The organism is Streptomyces sp. NPDC004610, from assembly GCF_040609715.1.
Classification (GTDB): Bacteria; Actinomycetota; Actinomycetes; order Streptomycetales; family Streptomycetaceae; genus Streptomyces.
The window spans coordinates 105,323-123,645 of the sequence record NZ_JBEXLA010000025.1 but is presented as its reverse complement, the minus strand read 5'-3'; the positions used below and the strand labels follow the sequence as shown (position 1 = coordinate 123,645).

Here is an 18,323-nt window from a genome sequence, read left to right as displayed (position 1 = left end):
GCACATGGGTCCCGTACTCGCCGGCGTCCTTCAGCTGCTCGCGCTGATCGGCGCGCTCGCGGTGGTCTACGTACCGCTCGGCAACTACATCGCCAGGGTCTACTCCTCCGACCGGCATCTGCGGGTGGAGAAGTGGATCTACAAGGGCGTCGGCGCCAACCCCGACGCCGAGATGCGCTGGCCCGCCTATCTGCGCGGAGTTCTCGCCTTCTCCGCCGCCGGCGTTCTCTTCCTCTACCTCCTCCAGCGGCTCCAGGGGGTGCTGCCCGGCTCGCTGGGCTTCGCCTCCATCGACCCGGACCAGGCGTTCAACACCGCCGTCTCCTTCGTCACCAACACCAACTGGCAGTCGTACTACGGCGAACAGGCCATGGGCCCGCTCGTGCAGACCGGCGGTCTCGCGGTGCAGAACTTCGTCTCCGCCGCCGTCGGTATGGCCGTCGCCGTCGCCCTGGTGCGCGGCTTCGCCCGGTCGCGGACCGGTGACCTGGGGAACTTCTGGGCCGACCTGGTGCGCGGCACCGTCCGCATCCTGGTGCCGCTGGCGTTCGTCGGGGCCGTCGTGCTGGTCGCCTGCGGGGCGATCCAGAACTTCTCCGGGATCCACGAGGTCGGCCAGTTCATGGGCGGCTCGCAGGAGTGGAACGGCGGCGCGGTCGCCTCCCAGGAGGCCATCAAGGAACTGGGCACCAACGGCGGCGGTTACTTCAACGCCAACAGCGCCCACCCCTTCGAGAACCCGACGCCGTTCTCCAACCTCTTCGAGATCTTCCTGATCCTGGTCATCCCGTTCGCCATGACCCGCGCCTTCGGTGTGATGGTCGGCTCGGTCAAGCAGGGCTACGCGATCCTCGCCACCATGGCCACCATCTGGCTCGGCTTCACCGCCCTGATGATGTGGACCGAGTTCCACCACAGCGGCGAGGCGTTCGAGATCGCCCAGGGTGCCTACGAGGGCAAGGAGGTCCGCTTCGGCGTCGGCGCCTCCTCGATCTTCGGCGTGGCCACCACCCTCACCTCCACCGGCGCGGTGGACGCCTTCCTCTCCTCCTACACCGGACTCGGCGGCGGCATCGCCATGCTGGGCATGATGCTCGGCGAGATCGCGCCCGGCGGTGTCGGCTCCGGCCTCTACGGCATGCTGATCATGGCGATCATCGCGGTGTTCATCGCCGGGCTGATGGTCGGCCGCACCCCCGAGTACCTGGGCAAGAAGATCGGCGCCCGCGAGATCAAGCTCGCCGCCTGCTACATCCTGATCACCCCGGCCCTGGTCCTGGTCTTCACCGCCTTCGCCCTGGCCCTGCCCACCCCGGGCAACTCCATGACCAACTCCGGCGCGCACGGCTTCTCCGAGATCCTGTACGCCTACACCTCCGCGTCGAACAACAACGGCTCGGCCTTCGCCGGGCTGAACGCGGACACCCAGTGGTTCAACAGCACCCTCGGCGTCGCCATGCTGCTGGGCCGCTTCCTGCCCATGGTGTTCGTCCTGGCGCTGGCCGGGTCGCTCGCCGAGCAGAAACCGGTCCCGGAGACCGCCGGAACCCTGCGCACCGACAAGCCGATGTACTCCGGGCTGCTGGTCGGCACGATCATCATCGTCACCGGCCTGACGTACTTCCCGGCGCTCGCGCTGGGCCCGCTGGCCGAAGGGCTGGCGTGATGTCGGCGCCCATACACCGCCCGGACGACCGGTCGTCGGACGCCGCTCACTCCGCGGACGCCGCGGACCCCTCCAACCCCGCGGACCCTTCCAACCCCGCGAATCCCGCGATTTCCGAGCAGAAGCAGCAGCAGAAGCAGCAGCAAGGGGCATCGATGTCCACACCCACCCCGACCCGGGCGCCGCACAGCGATGTGCCCACCGGGCGCAAGTCCGCCGAGGGCCGTGTCGGCGCGGGCCTCTTCGACGCCGGGCAGCTCGTCAGGTCGCTGCCGGACGCCCTGCGCAAGCTCGACCCGCGGATCATGGTCAAGTCGCCCGTGATGTTCGTGGTCTGGGTCGGCTCGATCCTCACCACCGTGTTCACCTTCACCGACCCCGGCGACTGGTTCGGCTGGGCCATCAGTGCCTGGCTCTGGCTGACCGTGATCTTCGCCAATCTGGCGGAGGCGGTCGCCGAGGGCCGCGGCAAGGCGCAGGCCGACACCCTGCGCAAGGCCAAGACCGACACCGTCGCCCGTCGGCTGACCGGCGCGCGCGAGGAGCAGGTGCCCGGCACCGAGCTGAGGATCGGCGACCAGGTGGTGTGCGAGGCCGGGGACATCATCCCCGGCGACGGCGATGTCATCGAGGGTGTCGCCTCGGTCGACGAGTCCGCCATCACCGGCGAGTCCGCCCCGGTCATCCGGGAGTCCGGCGGCGACCGCAGCGCGGTCACCGGCGGCACCAAGGTGCTCTCCGACCGGATCGTCGTCAAGATCACCACCAAGCCGGGCGAGACCTTCATCGACCGGATGATCAGCCTGGTCGAGGGCGCCGCCCGGCAGAAGACACCCAACGAGATCGCGCTGAACATCCTGCTGGCCTCGCTGACCATCGTCTTCCTGCTCGCCGTCGCCACCCTCCCGCCGCTCGCCGCCTACGCGGGCACCGAACTGTCCATGGTGGTGCTGGTCGCCCTGCTGGTCTGTCTCATCCCGACCACCATCGGCGCACTGCTCTCCGCGATCGGCATCGCGGGCATGGACCGGCTGGTCCAGCGCAATGTGCTGGCCATGTCGGGGCGCGCGGTCGAGGCGGCCGGTGATGTCTCCACGCTGCTCCTCGACAAGACCGGCACCATCACCCTCGGCAACCGCCAGGCCGCCGAGTTCGTCCCGGTCCGGGGCACCACCGGGCCCGAACTCGCGGACGCCGCCCAGCTCTCCTCGCTGGCCGACGAGACCCCCGAGGGCCGCTCCATCGTCGTCCTCGCCAAGGAGAAGTACGGGCTGCGCGAACGCCACCAGGGCGAGCTGACCCAGGCCGAGTGGATCGCGTTCACCGCGCAGACCCGGATGTCCGGCGTCGACGTCGACGGCCGCAGGGTCCGCAAGGGCGCCGCCGGTTCGGTGATCGCCTGGGTGCGGGAGCACGGCGGCGAGACCGCCGAGGACGCCGGCCGGATCGTCGACGAGATCTCCGGGGCCGGGGGCACCCCGCTGCTGGTCGCCGTGGAGGACACCGACGGCGCCCGTGTCCTCGGGGTCATCCACCTCAAGGACGTGGTCAAGGAGGGGATGCGCGAGCGGTTCGAGGAACTGCGCCAGATGGGCATCAAGACCGTCATGATCACCGGCGACAACCCGCTCACCGCCAAGGCCATCGCCCAGGAGGCCGGTGTCGACGACTTCCTCGCCGAGGCCACCCCCGAGGACAAGATGGCCCTCATCAAGCGGGAGCAGGCCGGCGGCAAGCTGGTCGCGATGACCGGTGACGGCACCAATGACGCCCCGGCCCTGGCCCAGGCGGACGTCGGTGTCGCCATGAACACCGGTACGTCGGCCGCCAAGGAGGCCGGCAACATGGTCGACCTCGACTCCAACCCGACCAAGCTCATCGAGATCGTGGAGATCGGCAAGCAGCTCCTGATCACCCGGGGCGCGCTGACGACCTTCTCCATCGCCAATGACGTCGCGAAGTACTTCGCGATCATCCCGGCGCTGTTCGCGGCGGTCTACCCGGGCCTGGACAAGCTGAACATCATGCAGCTGTCCTCACCGGACTCGGCGATCCTGTCGGCCGTCGTCTTCAACGCGCTGATCATCATCGCGCTGGTGCCGCTGTCCCTGCGGGGCGTGCAGTACCGGCCGGTCAGCGCCGACAAGATGCTCCGCCGCAATCTCGGGATCTACGGCCTCGGCGGGCTGATCGCGCCCTTCATCGGCATCAAGCTCATCGACCTGCTCATCTCCCTCATCCCCGGGCTGTAACTTTTCGAAAGCGTGGTGATCGCCATGAACAACTCCGTAACCAACACCGCCCGGCTGCTCGGGGCCGGCCTGCGCGCCCTGCTCATGCTGACCCTGGTGACCGGCGTGATCTACCCCCTCGCCGTCACCGGGATCGCCCAGGGCCTGTTCCGCGACTCGGCCAACGGCTCGGAGGTCACGGCGGACGGCGAGGTCGTCGGCTCCTCCCTGATCGGGCAGGCGTACAACCTGCCGCTGGGGGAGGGCCAGGAGACCCCGGAGCCGGACCTCAAGTGGTTCCAGGGCCGTCCGCAGAACGGGCTCGGCGCCAACAGCGTCAACACCCAGTACCAGCTCATCCTCTCCGGGGCCACCAACCGCTCCGGCGACAACCCCGAGCTGATCCAGTGGGTGACCGACGCCAAGGCCGCCGTCGTCAAGGACAACTCCGTGCCCGGCCACACCGTCCGGCCCTCCGAGGTCCCGGCGGACGCGGTGACCTCCTCCGGCTCCGGACTGGACCCGGACATCTCCCCCGCGTACGCCGACCTCCAGGTCCACCGGGTCGCCGAGCGCAACGGGCTGCCGGTGGACGAGGTGCAGCGCCTGGTCGACGCGCACACCGAGGGCCGCACCCTCGGCTTCATCGGCGAGCCGCGGGTCAATGTCCTCGAACTCAACATCGCGCTCAGGGAACTCGTCGCGGGCACCTGACCCGGGACCCGCGCAGGACGCCCTCCGGCCGGTACGGGAGCCGGCGGCCCGGGACACCCCGGCCCCGCCGGCTCCCGCCGCCGTCCCCACCTGACCGGGTCCGGCTCCTTCCGGCGCGACGCCGTCCGACCCGTTCCCGTACGACGACCCCCTCCCGTACGACAGGAAAGGCGCACGCCCATGACTCGCGTGCTGGTGGTCGAGGACGACCCGCAGCTCGTCCGGGCCCTCGTGATCAATATGCAGGCACGGCAGTACGGGGTGGACTCCGCCACCGACGGCGCGACCGCGCTGCGGCTGGCGGCGGCCCGGCAGCCCGATGTGGTGATGCTCGACCTCGGACTGCCCGACATGGACGGCGTCGAGGTGATCCGGGCGCTGCGCGGCTGGAGCCGGGTGCCGATCCTGGTGCTGTCGGCCCGTCAGGCGTCCGACGAGAAGGTGGCCGCCCTCGACGCCGGGGCCGACGACTATGTCACCAAGCCGTTCAGCATGGACGAGCTGATGGCCCGGCTCCGCGCCGCCGTCCGCCGTACCGACGACACCGTGCCCGCGCCCGGTTCCACCGTGGTCACCACCCCCGACTTCACCATCGATCTGCTCGCCAAACGGGCGGTCCGCGACGGCCGGGACATCCGGCTCACCCCGACCGAATGGCATCTGCTGGAGCTGCTGGTGACCCGCCCCGGGCGGCTGGTCAGCCAGAAGTTCCTGCTCCAGGAGGTCTGGGGGATGTCCCAGCGCAACAAGAGCAACTATCTGCGGGTCTATATGGCCCAGTTGCGGCGCAAACTGGAGAGCGACCCCTCCCATCCCCGCTATCTCGTCACCGAACCCGGCATGGGTTACCGCTTCGAAGGATGAACATGGCACGCGGCAAGCTGCGGATCTACCTCGGCGCCGCTCCCGGCGTCGGCAAGACGTACGCGATGCTGTCGGAGGCCCATCGGCGCATCGAGCGGGGCACGGACTGCGTGGTCGCCTTCGTGGAGCACCACGAGCGGCCCCGTACGGAGGTGATGCTGCACGGCCTGGAGCAGATCCCGCGCCGAGAGCTGGAGTACCGGGGCACGACGTTCACGGAGATGGACGTGGACGCGGTCCTCGCGCGCCATCCCAAGGTGGCCCTCGTGGACGAGCTGGCGCACACCAATGTCCCGGGCTCGCGCAACGCCAAGCGGTGGCAGGACGTGGGGGAGCTGCTCGCCGCCGGGATCGATGTCGTCTCGACCGTGAACATCCAGCATCTGGAGTCGCTGGGCGATGTGGTGGAGTCCATCACGGGTGTCCGGCAGCAGGAGACCGTGCCGGACGAGGTGGTGCGGCGGGCCGATCAGATAGAGCTGGTCGACATGTCGCCGGAGGCGCTGCGCCGCCGGATGGCCCACGGCAACATCTACAAGCCGGACAAGGTCGACGCGGCCCTGTCGAACTACTTCCGCCCGGGAAACCTGACCGCGCTGCGGGAGCTGGCCCTGCTCTGGGTCGCCGACCGGGTGGACGAGTATCTGACCGAGTACCGCAGCGAGCACCAGGTCTCGAAGATATGGGGCTCGCGGGAGCGGATCGTGGTCGGGCTGACCGGCGGCCCGGAAGGGCGGACGCTGATCCGCCGGGCCGCCCGGCTCGCCGAGAAGGGCGCCGGGGGCGAGGTCCTCGCCGTCTACATCTCCCGCAGCGACGGCCTCTCCGGGGGCTCCCCGAAGGAACTCGCCGTCCAGCGCACCCTGGTCGAGGATCTCGGCGGCACCTTCCACCATGTCGTCGGCGACGACATCCCCGCCGCCCTCCTGGACTTCGCGCGGGGCGTCAACGCCACCCAGATCGTGCTGGGCGTCTCCCGCCGCAAGACCTGGCAGTACGCGTTCGGGCCGGGTGTCGGCGCGACCGTCGCCCGCGAGTCCGGACCCGACCTCGACGTCCATCTGATCACCCACGGCGAGGCAGGCAAGGGGCGCGGGCTGCCCGTGGCCCGGGGCGCCCGGTTGGGGCGGGGCCGGATCCTGTGGGGCTGGATCGTCGGGGTCCTCGGCCCGGTGCTGCTCACCGCCCTGCTCGACGGCTTCGCCCCGGACGTCGGCCTCGCCAACGACGTCCTGCTCTTCCTCACCTTCACGGTGGCGGCGGCGCTGCTCGGCGGACTGGTGCCCGCGCTGGCCTCGGCGGTGGCCGGCTCGCTGCTGCTCAACTGGTTCTTCACCCCGCCCGTGCACACCCTCACCATCGCCGATCCCAAGAACATCGTCGCCATCGCGATCTTCGTGGGGGTCGCCGTGTCGGTGGCCTCGGTGGTCGATCTCGCCGCCCGGCGCACCCATCAGGCGGCCCGGCTGCGGGCCGAGTCGGAGATACTCTCCTTCCTCGCCGGGGACGTGCTGCGCGGGGAGACCAGCCTGGAGGCGCTCCTGGAGCGGGTCCGGGAGACCTTCGCGATGGAGTCCGTGGCGCTGCTGGAGCGGGAGAGCGAGGTCGCGCCCTGGACCTGCGCGGGCAGTGTCGGCAGCGGGCCGTGCCAGTCCCCGGAGGACGCCGACGTGGACGTCCCCGTCGGCGACCACATGGCGCTCGCGCTCACCGGGCGGGTGCTGCCTGCCGAGGACCGCCGGGTACTGGCCGCGTTCGCCGCGCAGGCGGCGGTGGTCCTGGACCGGCGCCGGCTGCGCGAGGAGGCCCACCAGGCCCGCGCGCTGGCCGAGGGCAACCGCATCCGCACCGCGCTGCTGGCCGCTGTCAGCCATGATCTGCGGACCCCGCTCGCCGGGATCAAGGCGGCGGTCTCGTCGCTCAGGTCGGACGACGTGGCCTGGTCGGAGGAGGATCAGGCGGAGTTGCTGGCGGCCATCGAGGAGGGCGCCGACCGGCTCGACCATCTGGTGGGGAATCTGCTCGACATGTCCCGGCTCCAGACCGGGACCGTCACGCCGATCGTGCGGGAGATCGACCTCGACGAGGTGGTGCCGATGGCGCTCGGCGGGGTGCCCGAGGACAGCGTCGAGCTGGACATCCCGGAGACCCTGCCGATGGTCGTCGTGGACAAGGGGCTGCTGGAGCGGGTGGTGGCCAATGTGGTCGAGAACGCGGTGAAGTACAGCACCCGCGAGGTGGTCATGGTCTCGGCCAGTGCGCTGGGGGAGCGGGTGGAGGTACGGGTGGTGGACCGGGGGCCCGGAGTGCCGGACGAGGCGAAGGAGCGGATCTTCGAGCCGTTCCAGCGCCATGGTGACGCCCCGCGCGGTACGGGGGTCGGTCTCGGGCTGGCGGTGGCGCGCGGCTTCGCCGACGCGATGGGGGGCACGCTGACGGCGGAGGACACGCCGGGGGGTGGGTTGACGATGGTGCTGAGTCTGCGGCGGGCGGTGGGGAGGGGTGGGGGGAGCGGGGGGAGTGCGGGGGCTGCGGGGACTGTCGGGACTGTGGGAGGTTCGGGTGCGGTGGGGGTGGGAGTGGCCGGGGAGGCGGCGGGGGTGCCGGATGAGCCGGGGGAGCCGGAGGGGCGGGTGGCGGGGGTTTCGTAGGGGGCGGCGGGTCGGGTTGCGGGGTGGGGGTGGCGGCGGATTGGGGGCGTGGTGCCGAGGGGGGCCGCCGCTGGGAGCGACGGTGTTGCCGTGGTCCGGTCCCGTTCGGGGTTCCGGCGTCACGACCGCTGGTGTCTGTCCTCGTGTTCGCCGGTGAACCGGCCCGTGTCCAGCCGCAGTCGCCAGGTGTTCCGGCGGTGGACCGCCGTCAGCTCCGCCTCCAGGGGTGAGGGCGGGATGGCGAGGACCGGGCAGAGGGCGTGGGTCAGGCAGTAGCGGCTGACCGAGCGGGAGAAGGCGCGATGCCAGGGGCTGCGTCGGCCCGCCCCGACGACCAGCACGTCGTCCGCACGGTCGGCCGCCCCCACCAGGGCGACACCGGGGGTGCCCCGGGCGACCACGGCCCGCATCGGAACGCCGGGCCCGTCGGCGCCGAACGCGTCGGCGAGCACGCCCAGCAGTCGCTGTCCGGCCAGCCGGCGCCCTTCGTCCAGCAGCACGCAGGGGGCCGGGTTGCGGCCCACGCCCAGTTCGCCGCCCGGCGGTTCCCAGGCCAGCACCGGCCACAGCTCCGCGCCCCGGCGGCGGGACTCGTCGGCCGCCCGGCACAGCGCGGTGCGGCTGCCGAGGGAACCGCTCACCCCCACCACGACCCGAGGGACACCTGTGCCGCCGTCGCCGCTACCGGACATCGCTCCACCGTTCGTCGCCCGCGGCGGCGGACCTCGTGTCCACGGCCGGGCCCGGGAGGGGGCCGGTCCCATCTCACCCGTGCGCGGGCGCGCGATGAAGGGCAGTAGCGGCTTCTTGGCGCGGGCCTGGCGGATCCTTGCGTGTCCCTGATGCCCGACGCCGCCGCCGACACGGTCGACTACACGCGGTGACGGTCCCTGGAGACACGTCGGGGCCGGTTCGCGGTGTGTCCGCGGTCCGGCCCCTGTTGTTCCCGGGCGGTGCTGTCGTCCGGCCGTCCGGTCCGGCTCAGGCCGCCGTCACCACCTGGGGGCGGTGCGGGGCGATGATCTGGCCGTCCGGCAGCAGTTCGCCGGTGTCCTCGAAGAGCAGCACCCCGTTGCACAGCAGGCTCCAGCCCTGTTCCGGGTGGTGCGCCACAAGGCGGGCGGAGTCCCGGTCGGCGGAGGTGGCTGTGGGGCACGGAGGCGTGTGCTGGCACATGGGTGGGATCTTTCGCTCTGTCGTGAAGGATGGGGTGTCAGTTCTGGTCGGTGTGGCTGTCCCGCGGCTCGAAGCGTCGTTCATGGCCGCCCCCCGTTGTGATGAGTCGGTCCGAACCCAGTGTTGCCCCACGGGCGTCGATCCGCAGGGATTTCGCAGCACCGCTTCTCACAGGTTGAGGACGCATCACCCGGCCGGACGGTTCAGTTCAACTGCGCTGCCCTTTCGGGTGATTCGCAGTGACCGGATGGGGCTAGTCCGCTCGGGTTCAGCGGAGGGGGAGGCTCGTATGAGCGGGAAATGCCACAAGGGAGCCGCGGCAGGGGTGAGGGTGGGGCGGGAGAAAGCGCCGTACCCCGCGGCCGGTGGTCCGGCGGCGGGGTACGAGGGGCGTGGCGGGGGTGGGGGTGCCCGACGGGGGAGGGCGCGGCTCAGGCCGGTGAGCCCAGCAGCGGGGCCGGGGGCACCCGCTGGGTGAGGACCGGCAGCAACTCGCCCGCCCGGTGCGGGCGGTGGGCGGGGATGCCGGGCGGGGCAGGGGCCAGTGGGACCAGCAGATCGGCCGCCGCGGGGTGCCCGGCCGTCGCGTCCGCGCCGGGGTCGCCGTGCAGCCACAGGGTGAGCATGTAGAGGCTGGGTACGGACAGCAGTCGCGGCTGGTACGGGCCGGGCAGCGTTTCCGCCTGGCGCAGGGCGAGTTCGGTGGAGGCGATGTACGGGCCCTCGAAGAAGTGCGAGAAGGCCCAGCCGTCGGCGGTCAGCCGGGTCTCCGCGGCGGCCACGGCACGGCCGCCGCTGTGGATCAGGAAGCGCCAGCCGGCCAGCCGGGTGGCGAAGACTCCCCCGGGCGTCACCCGGTCCAGGACGTGGACGGGCAGCGGGAGTTCGGGGGTGACGGGTCCGTCGGCGGTGCGCAGGGAGGGTGTTCGGGCCTCACGGACCGCGGTGGGGGAACCGAGGGCCGTGAGAACGGTGCGAAGAGCGGGCGCGGGAGCCGGCGGGACATGCAGCGGCATGGTGGGTCGCCTCTCATTAGACAGGCAGGGGTGCGTGAGAGCGGGGGCGGACGGCGCTGTCTGCTCACGGTCGAGGGAAGACCCGCCGGGGTGCCGGGGGGCGCGACGGGACAGATCCCGTGCGGATGAACGTGACGGCGAATATCCCGGGGAGCCGGCGCCGGCCTTCAGCCTCGCTCGCGGAGTTTATACGACCGCTGTTCGGGCGGTGTTTCGGCTAGCCGTTCCGGGGCACCCGGACAAGGTCGATTTCGGTCATGGATTCAGGGTGAAACATCCCGATTCCCCGTTGGCGCCCCGGTGCTGACCTCGGGTTGTGTGCGTCCTGTGGTGGGCCAATTGTCGTCGGCGTTTTTCACGAGTAACGCGGAGGCGGTGCAACCCGAATGCCGTATGCCAGGGGTATGTGCCCCCGGACAAAAGTGCCCGGCACGGACCAGATTAGCGGGCGTACGGGTCGCCGGGTGGCGTTATGGATCGTCCGGGCTGGGCATCATCCACCCTGACATCCACCCGGGCCCGTACCCGGTCCGCGCACCCCGGCGGACCCGGGTCCGGGCCCGCCCATCCGAGGAGGGACGCTTAGATGGGGGAGAAGGTCGTGGCAGGCGGTATCGACCTGTCCGATCGGCACAGCTACCGGGACAAGCTCCGGCGCTGTCTGACCGGCCTGGAGCGACTGCTCGCGGAGCAGCGGTTCGACCGGCCCAGGAACCTCATGGGCCTGGAGATCGAATTGAATCTGGTCGGTGCCGACGGTCTGCCGAGAATGCTGAACGGGCAAGTCCTGGAACGCATCGCCAGTCGGGATTTCCAAACAGAACTCGCCATGTTCAATCTGGAAGTGAACATTGCCCCCCACCGCTTGAGCGGCCGGGTATTCGACCGGCTCGCCGAGGAAGTCCGCACCTCTCTCGGCTATGCCCACCGGAAAGCGGTCGAGGTCGACGCCGGAATCGTGATGATCGGGATTCTGCCGACCCTGGACCGGGACCATCTGGTCTCGTCCAATCTCTCCGAGGTGGACCGCTACACCCTGCTCAACGATCAGATAGTGGCCGCCCGCGGCGAGGACTTCACCCTCGACATCGACGGGGTGGAGCATCTGGTCTGCACCTCCCGCTCCATCGCCCCGGAGGCCGCCTGCACCTCCGTACAGCTGCATCTCCAGGTCACCCCGGCGCGGTTCGCCGATGTGTGGAACGCGGCGCAGGTCGCCTCGGCCGCGCAGATCGCGGTCGGCGCCAACTCGCCCTTCCTGTTCGGGCGGGAGCTGTGGCGGGAGTCCAGGCCGCCGCTGTTCCAGCAGTCCACCGACACCCGGCCGCCCGAACTCCAGGCGCAGGGCGTCCGCCCGCGCACCTGGTTCGGTGAGCGCTGGATCTCCTCGGCCCATGACCTCTTCGAGGAGAATCTGCGCTACTTCCCGGCCCTGCTGCCCATCGTCGACGACGAGGAGCCGCTGGAGACCCTGGACGCGGGCGGTATCCCCGCCCTCGCCGAACTCGTCCTGCACAACGGCACGGTCTACCGCTGGAACCGGCCCGTCTACGGCATCGCCGACGGCGTCCCGCATCTGCGGGTGGAGAACCGGGTGCTGCCCGCCGGACCGACCGTCACCGACGTCCTCGCCAACGCGGCCTTCTACTACGGCCTCGTCCGCGCCCTCGCCGACGAGTCCCGGCCGGTCTGGACCCGGCTGCCCTTCGAGCAGGCGGCGGAGAACTTCGACGCCGCCTGCCGCCACGGCATCGAGGCCCGCTTCCGCTGGCCCCGCCGCGGCCGGTACGGGGGAACGTCCGAGGTGGACGCCGTCACCCTGGTCCGGGACGAACTGCTGCCGCTGGCCGCCGCCGGACTGGACGCCTGGGGCATCGAACCCGCCGACCGGGACTTCTACCTCGGGGTCGTCGAGGAACGCTGCCGGCGCCGGATCAACGGGGCGTCCTGGCAGGTCGCGACCTTCCACCGGGCGCTGGAGAGCGGCCTGAGCCGCGACCGGGCGCTGGCCGCGACCACCCGCCGCTACTGCGAGCTGACCCAGCTGGGCGAGCCCGTCCACACCTGGCCGGCCGGCCTGCCGGACCCCGTCCCGCGCTGATCCCGGCCGGACGCCTCCGTCGCACGGGCCGCGGGCACCCTGGGATCCCCGCTCCCAGGTTCATGGGGCAAGCTGTGATCCTTCACGGCTCTACCCACTGGCACCCACGGGAGGCACCTGTGCAGGCGGAGGACAGCGCGGCGGCCCAGGCACAGCCGCTGGAACGGCTCTCGCGGCGGACCCTGCGCGACGAGACGCTGCTCGTCCTCGCCCTGTCCCTGGGCGCGAGCGGGGTCTCCGCGCTGATCAGCTTCATCGGCTCGGCCACCCGGCCCGGCGGCCTCAGCGACCAGGCCGCCACCCTCAACGCCTCCGCCGCGCCCGGCCGCCCCTGGCTGGACCTGGCCTGGCAGCTGTTCGGCATCACCACCGCGCTGGTGCCGGTCGCGCTGGTCGCCCATCTGCTGATCCGCGAGGGCGCGAACCTGCGCGTCATCGGCTTCGACCGCACCCGCCCCTGGCCCGACCTCGGGCGCGGCGCGGTGATCGCCGCCGGGATCGGCAGCACCGGCATCGCCTTCTACCTCGCCGCGCGCGGCCTCGGCTTCAACCTCACCGTGGTGCCGGAGGCGCTGCCCGACGTGTGGTGGAAGTTCCCGGTGCTGATCCTGTCCGCCGCGCAGAACTCCATCGTCGAAGAGGTCATCGTCGTCGGCTATCTGCTGCGCCGGCTCGATCAGCTCGGCTGGTCGCCCGGCGCCTCGATGGCCGCGAGTTCGGTACTGCGCGGCTCGTACCACCTCTACCAGGGCATCGGCGGGTTCATCGGCAACATGGCGATGGGCGTGGCCTTCGTCTACCTGTACCGCCGCTGGGGCCGGGTGGGGCCGCTGGTCGTGGCCCACACCCTGCTCGACATCGGCGCGTTCGTCGGCTACGCGCTGCTGGCGGGCAAGGTGAGCTGGCTGCCTACGGCCTGAGCGGGGCGGCGGCGGTGCGGGGCGGCGGTACGGGGTGGCGGTGCGGGGTGGCGGTGCGGGGCGACCGTCAGGGGGCGAGCAGTTCCCCGTCGATGACGGTCACCGCGTGGCCGGTCAGCAGGGTGCGCGCGCCGCGCAGTCCGGTGCGGACCAGGCCCCGGCGGCGGGACGCCTGGAGGCCGGTCAGATCCGGGCCGCCCAGCCGGGGCGACCAGTACGGGGCGAGGGCGGTGTGCGCGCTGCCGGTGACCGGGTCCTCGTCGATCCCGACATTGGGGAAGAAACAGCGCGAGACATAGTCGTAGCCGCGGGACGGGTCCTCGGCGCGGGCGGTGGCGATGACGCCCCGGGCGGAGTAGCGGGCGAGTGCCCGGTGGTCGGGGGCCAGGGCGTGGATGGTGCGCTCGTCGGCGAGTTCGAGGAGCAGGTCGCCCACGTCCGGGCCGGTGTCGACCGCGGCCAGCGGCTTCGCGCCCAGCGCCTCGGCGACCCCGTCCGGCAGTTCGACGGGGGTCAGCGGGGCGGTCGGGAAGTCCAGGGTGATCGAGCCGTCCGGCCGGGGAGTGGCGGTCAGTGTCCCGCCGCGGGTCGCGAAGCGCACGGGTCCCTCGTGGACGCCGGTGCTGTGCAGCACATGGGCGGTGGCCAGGGTGGCATGGCCGCACAGGGCGACCTCCGTCACCGGTGTGAACCAGCGCAGCGCCCAGTCCGCGTCCCCGCCCGGCGGCAGCGGATGCGCGAACGCCGTCTCGGCGTGATTCACCTCCAGCGCCACGCTCTGGAGCCAGGCGTCCTCGGGGAACGCGTCCAGCAGCATCACCCCGGCGGGGTTCCCCGCGAAGGGACGGTCGGTGAAGGCATCGACGATTCGAATCCGCATGCCGTCGACGGTAGGGGGCGGGGGGTGGGGCGGGCCAAGGCCAATTCGGGGGATGTGGACCTGGAGGGGGCGGGGATGTGGACCTGGAGGGGGTGGGGATGGGTTCGGGTGCGGGTGGATTCGGTGGCGGCGGCCTCCGGACGCGGGGTGGCGGCGGGTGGCCGCGAGCGGACATGGGGCGGCGGGGGGTGGACGCGGTGCGGCAGAGGATGACGCGGGGGGTGGCAGCCGGGTGTCTGTGGGGGCGGCGGCGGATGGGCACGGGGTGCGGCGGGTGGCCCCGGGGCAGCGGGGCCGCGGGTGGGCACGGGAGTGGGCCACGGGTGGGTGGGGGTACGGGGTCGGTGGGTGCGGGTGCGGGTGCGGGTGCGGGTGCGGGGGTGGGCGTGGGCGTGGGTGCGGGGGTGGGCGTGGGCGTGGGTACGGGTACGGGGGTGAGTACGGCGAAGGCCGGCCCGGGGTCCTCGGGGCCGGGCCGGCCTTCGTGCGTGTGCGGGGCGGCGGGGTGGTCGCCGCCGGGTGTTGTGGCTGAGGTGCCGGCGGAGTCAGTCCGTGCCGGACTCCATCGCCGCGCGGTCCAGCAGTTCGTCCTCCTCGGAGACCTCGCCCCGGGAGGCGATGGCCTCGGCGCCGCCCTCCCGCATCGCGCCGATGAGGCCGGTCGCGGCGGCCTGCGCGGCACCGATCGCGGGGTGGGCCGTACCGATCAGGCCCATTCCGGCGTACTGCTCCAGCTTGGCGCGGGAGTCGGCGATGTCCAGGTTGCGCATGGTGAGCTGGCCGATCCGGTCGGACGGGCCGAACGCGGAGTCCTCGGTGCGCTCCATGGAGAGCTTGTCCGGGTGGTAGCTGAACGCCGGGCCGGTGGTGTCGAGGATCGAGTAGTCCTCGCCGCGCCGCAGCCGCAGGGTCACCTCGCCGGTGACGGCCGCGCCGACCCAGCGCTGGAGGGACTCACGGATCATCAGCGCCTGCGGGTCCAGCCAGCGCCCCTCGTACATCAGCCGGCCCAGACGGCGGCCCTCGTTGTGGTACTGGGCGAGGGTGTCCTCGTTGTGGATGGCGTTGACCAGCCGCTCGTAGGCCGCGTGCAGCAGGGCCATGCCCGGGGCCTCGTAGATGCCGCGGCTCTTGGCCTCGATGATCCGGTTCTCGATCTGGTCGGACATGCCCAGGCCGTGCCGCCCGCCGATGGCGTTGGCCTCCATCACCAGGTCGACGGCGGTGGCGAACTCCTTGCCGTTGACGGTGACCGGGCGGCCCTGGTCGAAGCCGATCGTCACGTCCTCGGCGGCGATCTCCACCGACGGGTCCCAGAACCGCACGCCCATGATGGGCTCGACGGTCTCGACCCCGGTGTCCAGGTGCTCCAGGGTCTTGGCCTCATGGGTGGCGCCCCAGATGTTGGCGTCCGTGGAGTACGCCTTCTCCGTGCTGTCCCGGTACGGCAGCTGATGCGCGACCAGCCACTCGGACATCTCCTTGCGACCGCCCAGCTCGGTCACGAAGTCGGCGTCCAGCCACGGCTTGTAGATCCGGAGGTTGGGGTTGGCGAGCAGACCGTAGCGGTAGAACCGCTCGATGTCGTTGCCCTTGTAGGTCGAGCCGTCGCCCCAGATCTGGACGTCGTCCTCCAGCATCGCCCGGACCAGCAGGGTGCCCGTCACGGCCCGGCCGAGCGGCGTGGTGTTGAAGTACGCCCGCCCGCCCGAGCGGATGTGGAACGCGCCGCAGGTCAGCGCCGCCAGGCCCTCTTCGACCAGTGCCGCCCGGCAGTCGACGAGCCGGGCCACCTCGGCGCCGTAGGCCTTCGCGCGGGTGGGCACCGAGGCGATGTCGGGCTCGTCGTACTGGCCGATGTCGGCCGTGTAGGTGCACGGGACGGCGCCCTTGTCGCGCATCCAGGCGACGGCGACCGAGGTGTCGAGGCCGCCGGAGAAGGCGATGCCGACGCGCTCGCCGGAGGGGAGGGAGGTGAGGACCTTGGACATAGGAAGAGTATGCAGCATCTCGCATGGTCATGCAAAGCCCTTGTCTCGGCCTCGGTCCCCTTCCCCTTCCCCGTCCCCTTCCCCGCCCGCCGTCGCCGCGATGGCCGGGAGGATCGCCAGGGCGAGGACTCCGCCGGTCAGGGCGAGGATCGGATAGCTGGTGGTGGCCATGATCACCCCGGAGGCGAGGCCGCCCGTGGTGCCGGCGATGGCGATGGAGACGTCCACCAGGCCCTGGGTCCTCGCCCGGGTGGCGAGCGGCAGCGCGTCCGTGATGATGGCCGTGCCGGAGATCAGACCGAGGTTCCAGCCGAGGCCGAGCAGGATCAGGGCCAGGGCGAGCAGCGCCATCGAGTCGCCGGGCACGACGGCGGCCAGGACGCCCGCGGCCAGCAGGGTGACCCCGGACGCCCCGGCGATCCGGATCCGTCCGTACCGGTCCACCAGCCAGCCGGTCAGCGGTGACGGCAGATACATCGCCGCGATGTGCAGCGCGATGACCAGCCCGGAGGCGGCGGTGCCATGGCCGTGGTCGTGCATATGGACCGGCGTCATGGTCATCACCGCGACCATCACCAACTGCGTGACGATCATCACCAGGGCGCCGAGGACGACTCCGGGGCGCCGCCCCTCCGGCTCCTTCCCGGTGCCCGCCGCCGCGGCGCTGCGCTGCTCGGCGTCCGCCAGCGCGCGGGCGGTGAGCAGCGGGTCGGGGCGCAGCCGGACGGCCAGCACCAGCGCGGCCAGCACATACGCCGTCCCCGACAGCAGGAACGGCCCCGCGAGTCCCGGTACCCCGAGCCCCTCGGCGAGATCCGCCATCGGCGCGGCGAGATTGGGGCCCGCGACCCCGCCGAGCGTGGTGGCCACCAGCACCCGGGACACGGCCCGCGCCCGGTGGTCCGGCCGCGCGAGATCCGCGCCCGCGTACCGGGCCTGGAGATTGGTCGCCGTCCCCGCGCCGTACACGAACAGCGAGAAGAAGAGCAGCACCGGGTGGTCGAGGACCGCGGCGGTGATCACGCCCGCGCTGCCCAGCGCCCCGGTGAGATAGCCGGCGGTCAGTCCGGGGCGCCGGCCCCGGGCCTGGGAGATCCGGCCGACGATCACGGCCGCGAGCGCCGAACCGGCGGTGAACAGCGCGCTCGGCAGCCCCGCCAGACTCGTACTGCCCAGCATGTCCTGGGCGAGCAGCGCGCCGACCGTGACGCCCGCGGCGAGTCCGGCGCCGCTCAGGATCTGTGAGATGACGAGGGCCCGCAGGATGCGCCGCTGGGCCTGCTCGGCGTCCGGTATGAGGGGGGTGTCCGCCGCCTCGGCCGGCCCGGTCACGCCGGGTCCCCGGCGGCCACGGGCCGCTGGGCGAGCCGCCACTCCAGCATCCCGTCGTGCAGCCGCACCGCCCGCCGCCCCCGCTCGGTGAGCAGCCGTACGGCGTCGTACGCCAGCACGCAGTACGCGCCCCGGCAGTACACGACGATCTCCGTCTCCTCGGGCACCTCGGCGATCCGCTCGGCCAGCAGGTCGACCGGCAGGGAACGGGCGCCGGGGATGTGCCCGGCCCGGTACTCCTCGGCCGGGCGGACGTCCAGCAGCACCACCTCCCCGGCCGCCACCCGCGCCGCCAGCTCCTCATGGCTGACCTCGGCCGGGTCGTGCGCGCCGAGATACGCGTCCCGCGCCGCCGGTACGTTCGGCTGATGGGCCTCGGTGACCTTGCACAGCAGCGCGAACAGCCGGGCCACGTCCTCGCCCGCGAGCCGGTAGTGGACGCGGACGCCCTCCCGGCGGGTGGCCACGAAACCGGCCTGCTTGAGGGTCTGGAGATGGGCCGAGGCGGTGGTGAGGTTCAGCCCGGCCGCCTTCGCCAGGGCGTCGACGGTCCGCTCGCCCTGGGCCAGCAGATCGAGCAGCTCCAGCCGCTTTCCGCTGGCCAGGGCCTTGCCTCCGGCGGCGAAGGCGTCGTAGAGGCGTGCCTTGCCGCCGGGGGGAGCGGGAGTGGGAGTGGGTGCGGGTGCGGGCTGGGTCTCAGGTTCGGGTTCGGGCTCGGGCTCGTTCTCTGGCTTGGTCTCGGCCGGGGTGCCGGGGCTGGGCATGTCCGTCTCCGGGGCGC

Annotated in this window: 14 protein-coding genes; 7 read left to right on the top strand and 7 right to left on the bottom strand. The window is 72.0% G+C overall.

Annotated elements, in window-relative coordinates; genetic code table 11:
* The first annotated feature begins 4 nt into the window (after positions 1–4).
* The 5 genes from kdpA to ABZX40_RS26340 all read left to right on the top strand — a co-directional run bounded on the left by kdpA (position 5) and on the right by ABZX40_RS26340 (position 8,126).
* Positions 5–1,666, top strand: coding sequence for a potassium-transporting ATPase subunit KdpA (kdpA, locus tag ABZX40_RS26360; RefSeq protein ID WP_355743387.1), 1,662 nt, complete (start codon positions 5–7; stop codon positions 1,664–1,666).
* A gap of 155 nt (positions 1,667–1,821) precedes the next feature.
* Positions 1,822–3,918, top strand: coding sequence for a potassium-transporting ATPase subunit KdpB (gene kdpB, locus ABZX40_RS26355; RefSeq protein WP_355743384.1), 2,097 nt, complete (start codon positions 1,822–1,824; stop codon positions 3,916–3,918).
* A gap of 24 nt (positions 3,919–3,942) precedes the next feature.
* Positions 3,943–4,611, top strand: coding sequence for a potassium-transporting ATPase subunit C (locus ABZX40_RS26350; RefSeq protein WP_355743381.1), 669 nt, complete (start codon positions 3,943–3,945; stop codon positions 4,609–4,611).
* A gap of 180 nt (positions 4,612–4,791) precedes the next feature.
* Positions 4,792–5,475 (top strand): response regulator transcription factor, encoded by a 684-nt coding sequence (locus ABZX40_RS26345; RefSeq protein ID WP_355743378.1) that lies wholly within the window; start codon positions 4,792–4,794, stop codon positions 5,473–5,475.
* A 2-nt stretch (positions 5,476–5,477) separates the two neighbouring features.
* Entirely contained in the window at positions 5,478–8,126 is a 2,649-nt protein-coding gene (locus ABZX40_RS26340; RefSeq protein ID WP_355743375.1) for a sensor histidine kinase KdpD, read from the top strand.
* Positions 8,127–8,245: 119 nt separating this feature from the next.
* On the opposite strand, the gene ABZX40_RS26335 is transcribed toward ABZX40_RS26340, so the two are convergent.
* From ABZX40_RS26335 to ABZX40_RS26325, 3 genes are all read right to left on the bottom strand, one after another.
* Positions 8,246–8,818, bottom strand: coding sequence for a universal stress protein (locus ABZX40_RS26335; RefSeq protein WP_355743372.1), 573 nt, complete (start codon positions 8,816–8,818; stop codon positions 8,246–8,248).
* A gap of 289 nt (positions 8,819–9,107) precedes the next feature.
* Positions 9,108–9,302 carry a DUF5999 family protein gene (locus ABZX40_RS26330; RefSeq protein ID WP_355743369.1) on the bottom strand — a complete coding sequence of 65 codons (195 nt, stop codon included), beginning with the start codon at positions 9,300–9,302 and terminating at the stop codon, positions 9,108–9,110.
* A 431-nt stretch (positions 9,303–9,733) separates the two neighbouring features.
* Positions 9,734–10,318 carry a hypothetical protein gene (locus tag ABZX40_RS26325; RefSeq protein WP_355743366.1) on the bottom strand — a complete coding sequence of 195 codons (585 nt, stop codon included), beginning with the start codon at positions 10,316–10,318 and terminating at the stop codon, positions 9,734–9,736.
* A 586-nt stretch (positions 10,319–10,904) separates the two neighbouring features.
* Between ABZX40_RS26325 and ABZX40_RS26320 the strand changes: the two genes are divergently transcribed.
* Positions 10,905–12,419: a glutamate--cysteine ligase gene (locus ABZX40_RS26320; RefSeq protein WP_355743363.1), complete on the top strand. Its 1,515-nt coding sequence runs from the start codon at positions 10,905–10,907 to the stop codon at positions 12,417–12,419.
* A gap of 119 nt (positions 12,420–12,538) precedes the next feature.
* Complete coding sequence (locus ABZX40_RS26315) at positions 12,539–13,339, top strand: type II CAAX endopeptidase family protein (protein ID WP_355743360.1); 801 nt, start codon at positions 12,539–12,541, stop codon at positions 13,337–13,339.
* A 67-nt stretch (positions 13,340–13,406) separates the two neighbouring features.
* On the opposite strand, the gene ABZX40_RS26310 is transcribed toward ABZX40_RS26315, so the two are convergent.
* From ABZX40_RS26310 to ABZX40_RS26295, 4 genes are all read right to left on the bottom strand, one after another.
* The gene (locus ABZX40_RS26310; RefSeq protein ID WP_355743357.1) at positions 13,407–14,219 is read right to left on the bottom strand and encodes a PhzF family phenazine biosynthesis protein; all 813 of its coding nucleotides are present in this window, start codon (positions 14,217–14,219) and stop codon (positions 13,407–13,409) included.
* 545 nt (positions 14,220–14,764) lie between these two features.
* The gene (gene argG / locus ABZX40_RS26305; protein WP_355743354.1) at positions 14,765–16,210 is read right to left on the bottom strand and encodes an argininosuccinate synthase; all 1,446 of its coding nucleotides are present in this window, start codon (positions 16,208–16,210) and stop codon (positions 14,765–14,767) included.
* A gap of 27 nt (positions 16,211–16,237) precedes the next feature.
* Positions 16,238–17,542, bottom strand: coding sequence for an MFS transporter (locus ABZX40_RS26300; RefSeq protein WP_355743351.1), 1,305 nt, complete (start codon positions 17,540–17,542; stop codon positions 16,238–16,240).
* On the bottom strand, positions 17,539–18,306 hold the full coding sequence (locus tag ABZX40_RS26295) for a metalloregulator ArsR/SmtB family transcription factor (RefSeq protein WP_355743348.1): 768 nt from the start codon (positions 18,304–18,306) through the stop codon (positions 17,539–17,541). Before ABZX40_RS26295 ends, ABZX40_RS26300 begins: the two co-directional genes overlap by 4 nt.
* Positions 18,307–18,323 lie beyond the last annotated feature (17 nt).

Bases quoted from the DNA above. Each gene is read 5' to 3' on its own strand.
- ABZX40_RS26325 (WP_355743366.1), bottom strand. From the start codon at position 10,318: ATGCCGCTGCATGTCCCGCCGGCTCCCGCGCCCGCTCTTCGCACCGTT.
- ABZX40_RS26295 (WP_355743348.1), bottom strand. From the start codon at position 18,306: ATGCCCAGCCCCGGCACCCCGGCCGAGACCAAGCCAGAGAACGAGCCC.
- ABZX40_RS26350 (WP_355743381.1), top strand. From the start codon at position 3,943: ATGAACAACTCCGTAACCAACACCGCCCGGCTGCTCGGGGCCGGCCTG.
- kdpB (WP_355743384.1), top strand. From the start codon at position 1,822: ATGTCCACACCCACCCCGACCCGGGCGCCGCACAGCGATGTGCCCACC.
- ABZX40_RS26330 (WP_355743369.1), bottom strand. From the start codon at position 9,302: ATGTGCCAGCACACGCCTCCGTGCCCCACAGCCACCTCCGCCGACCGG.
- ABZX40_RS26340 (WP_355743375.1), top strand. From the start codon at position 5,478: ATGGCACGCGGCAAGCTGCGGATCTACCTCGGCGCCGCTCCCGGCGTC.
- ABZX40_RS26310 (WP_355743357.1), bottom strand. From the start codon at position 14,219: ATGCGGATTCGAATCGTCGATGCCTTCACCGACCGTCCCTTCGCGGGG.
- argG (WP_355743354.1), bottom strand. From the start codon at position 16,210: ATGTCCAAGGTCCTCACCTCCCTCCCCTCCGGCGAGCGCGTCGGCATC.
- ABZX40_RS26345 (WP_355743378.1), top strand. From the start codon at position 4,792: ATGACTCGCGTGCTGGTGGTCGAGGACGACCCGCAGCTCGTCCGGGCC.
- ABZX40_RS26335 (WP_355743372.1), bottom strand. From the start codon at position 8,818: ATGTCCGGTAGCGGCGACGGCGGCACAGGTGTCCCTCGGGTCGTGGTG.
- ABZX40_RS26320 (WP_355743363.1), top strand. From the start codon at position 10,905: ATGGGGGAGAAGGTCGTGGCAGGCGGTATCGACCTGTCCGATCGGCAC.
- kdpA (WP_355743387.1), top strand. From the start codon at position 5: ATGGGTCCCGTACTCGCCGGCGTCCTTCAGCTGCTCGCGCTGATCGGC.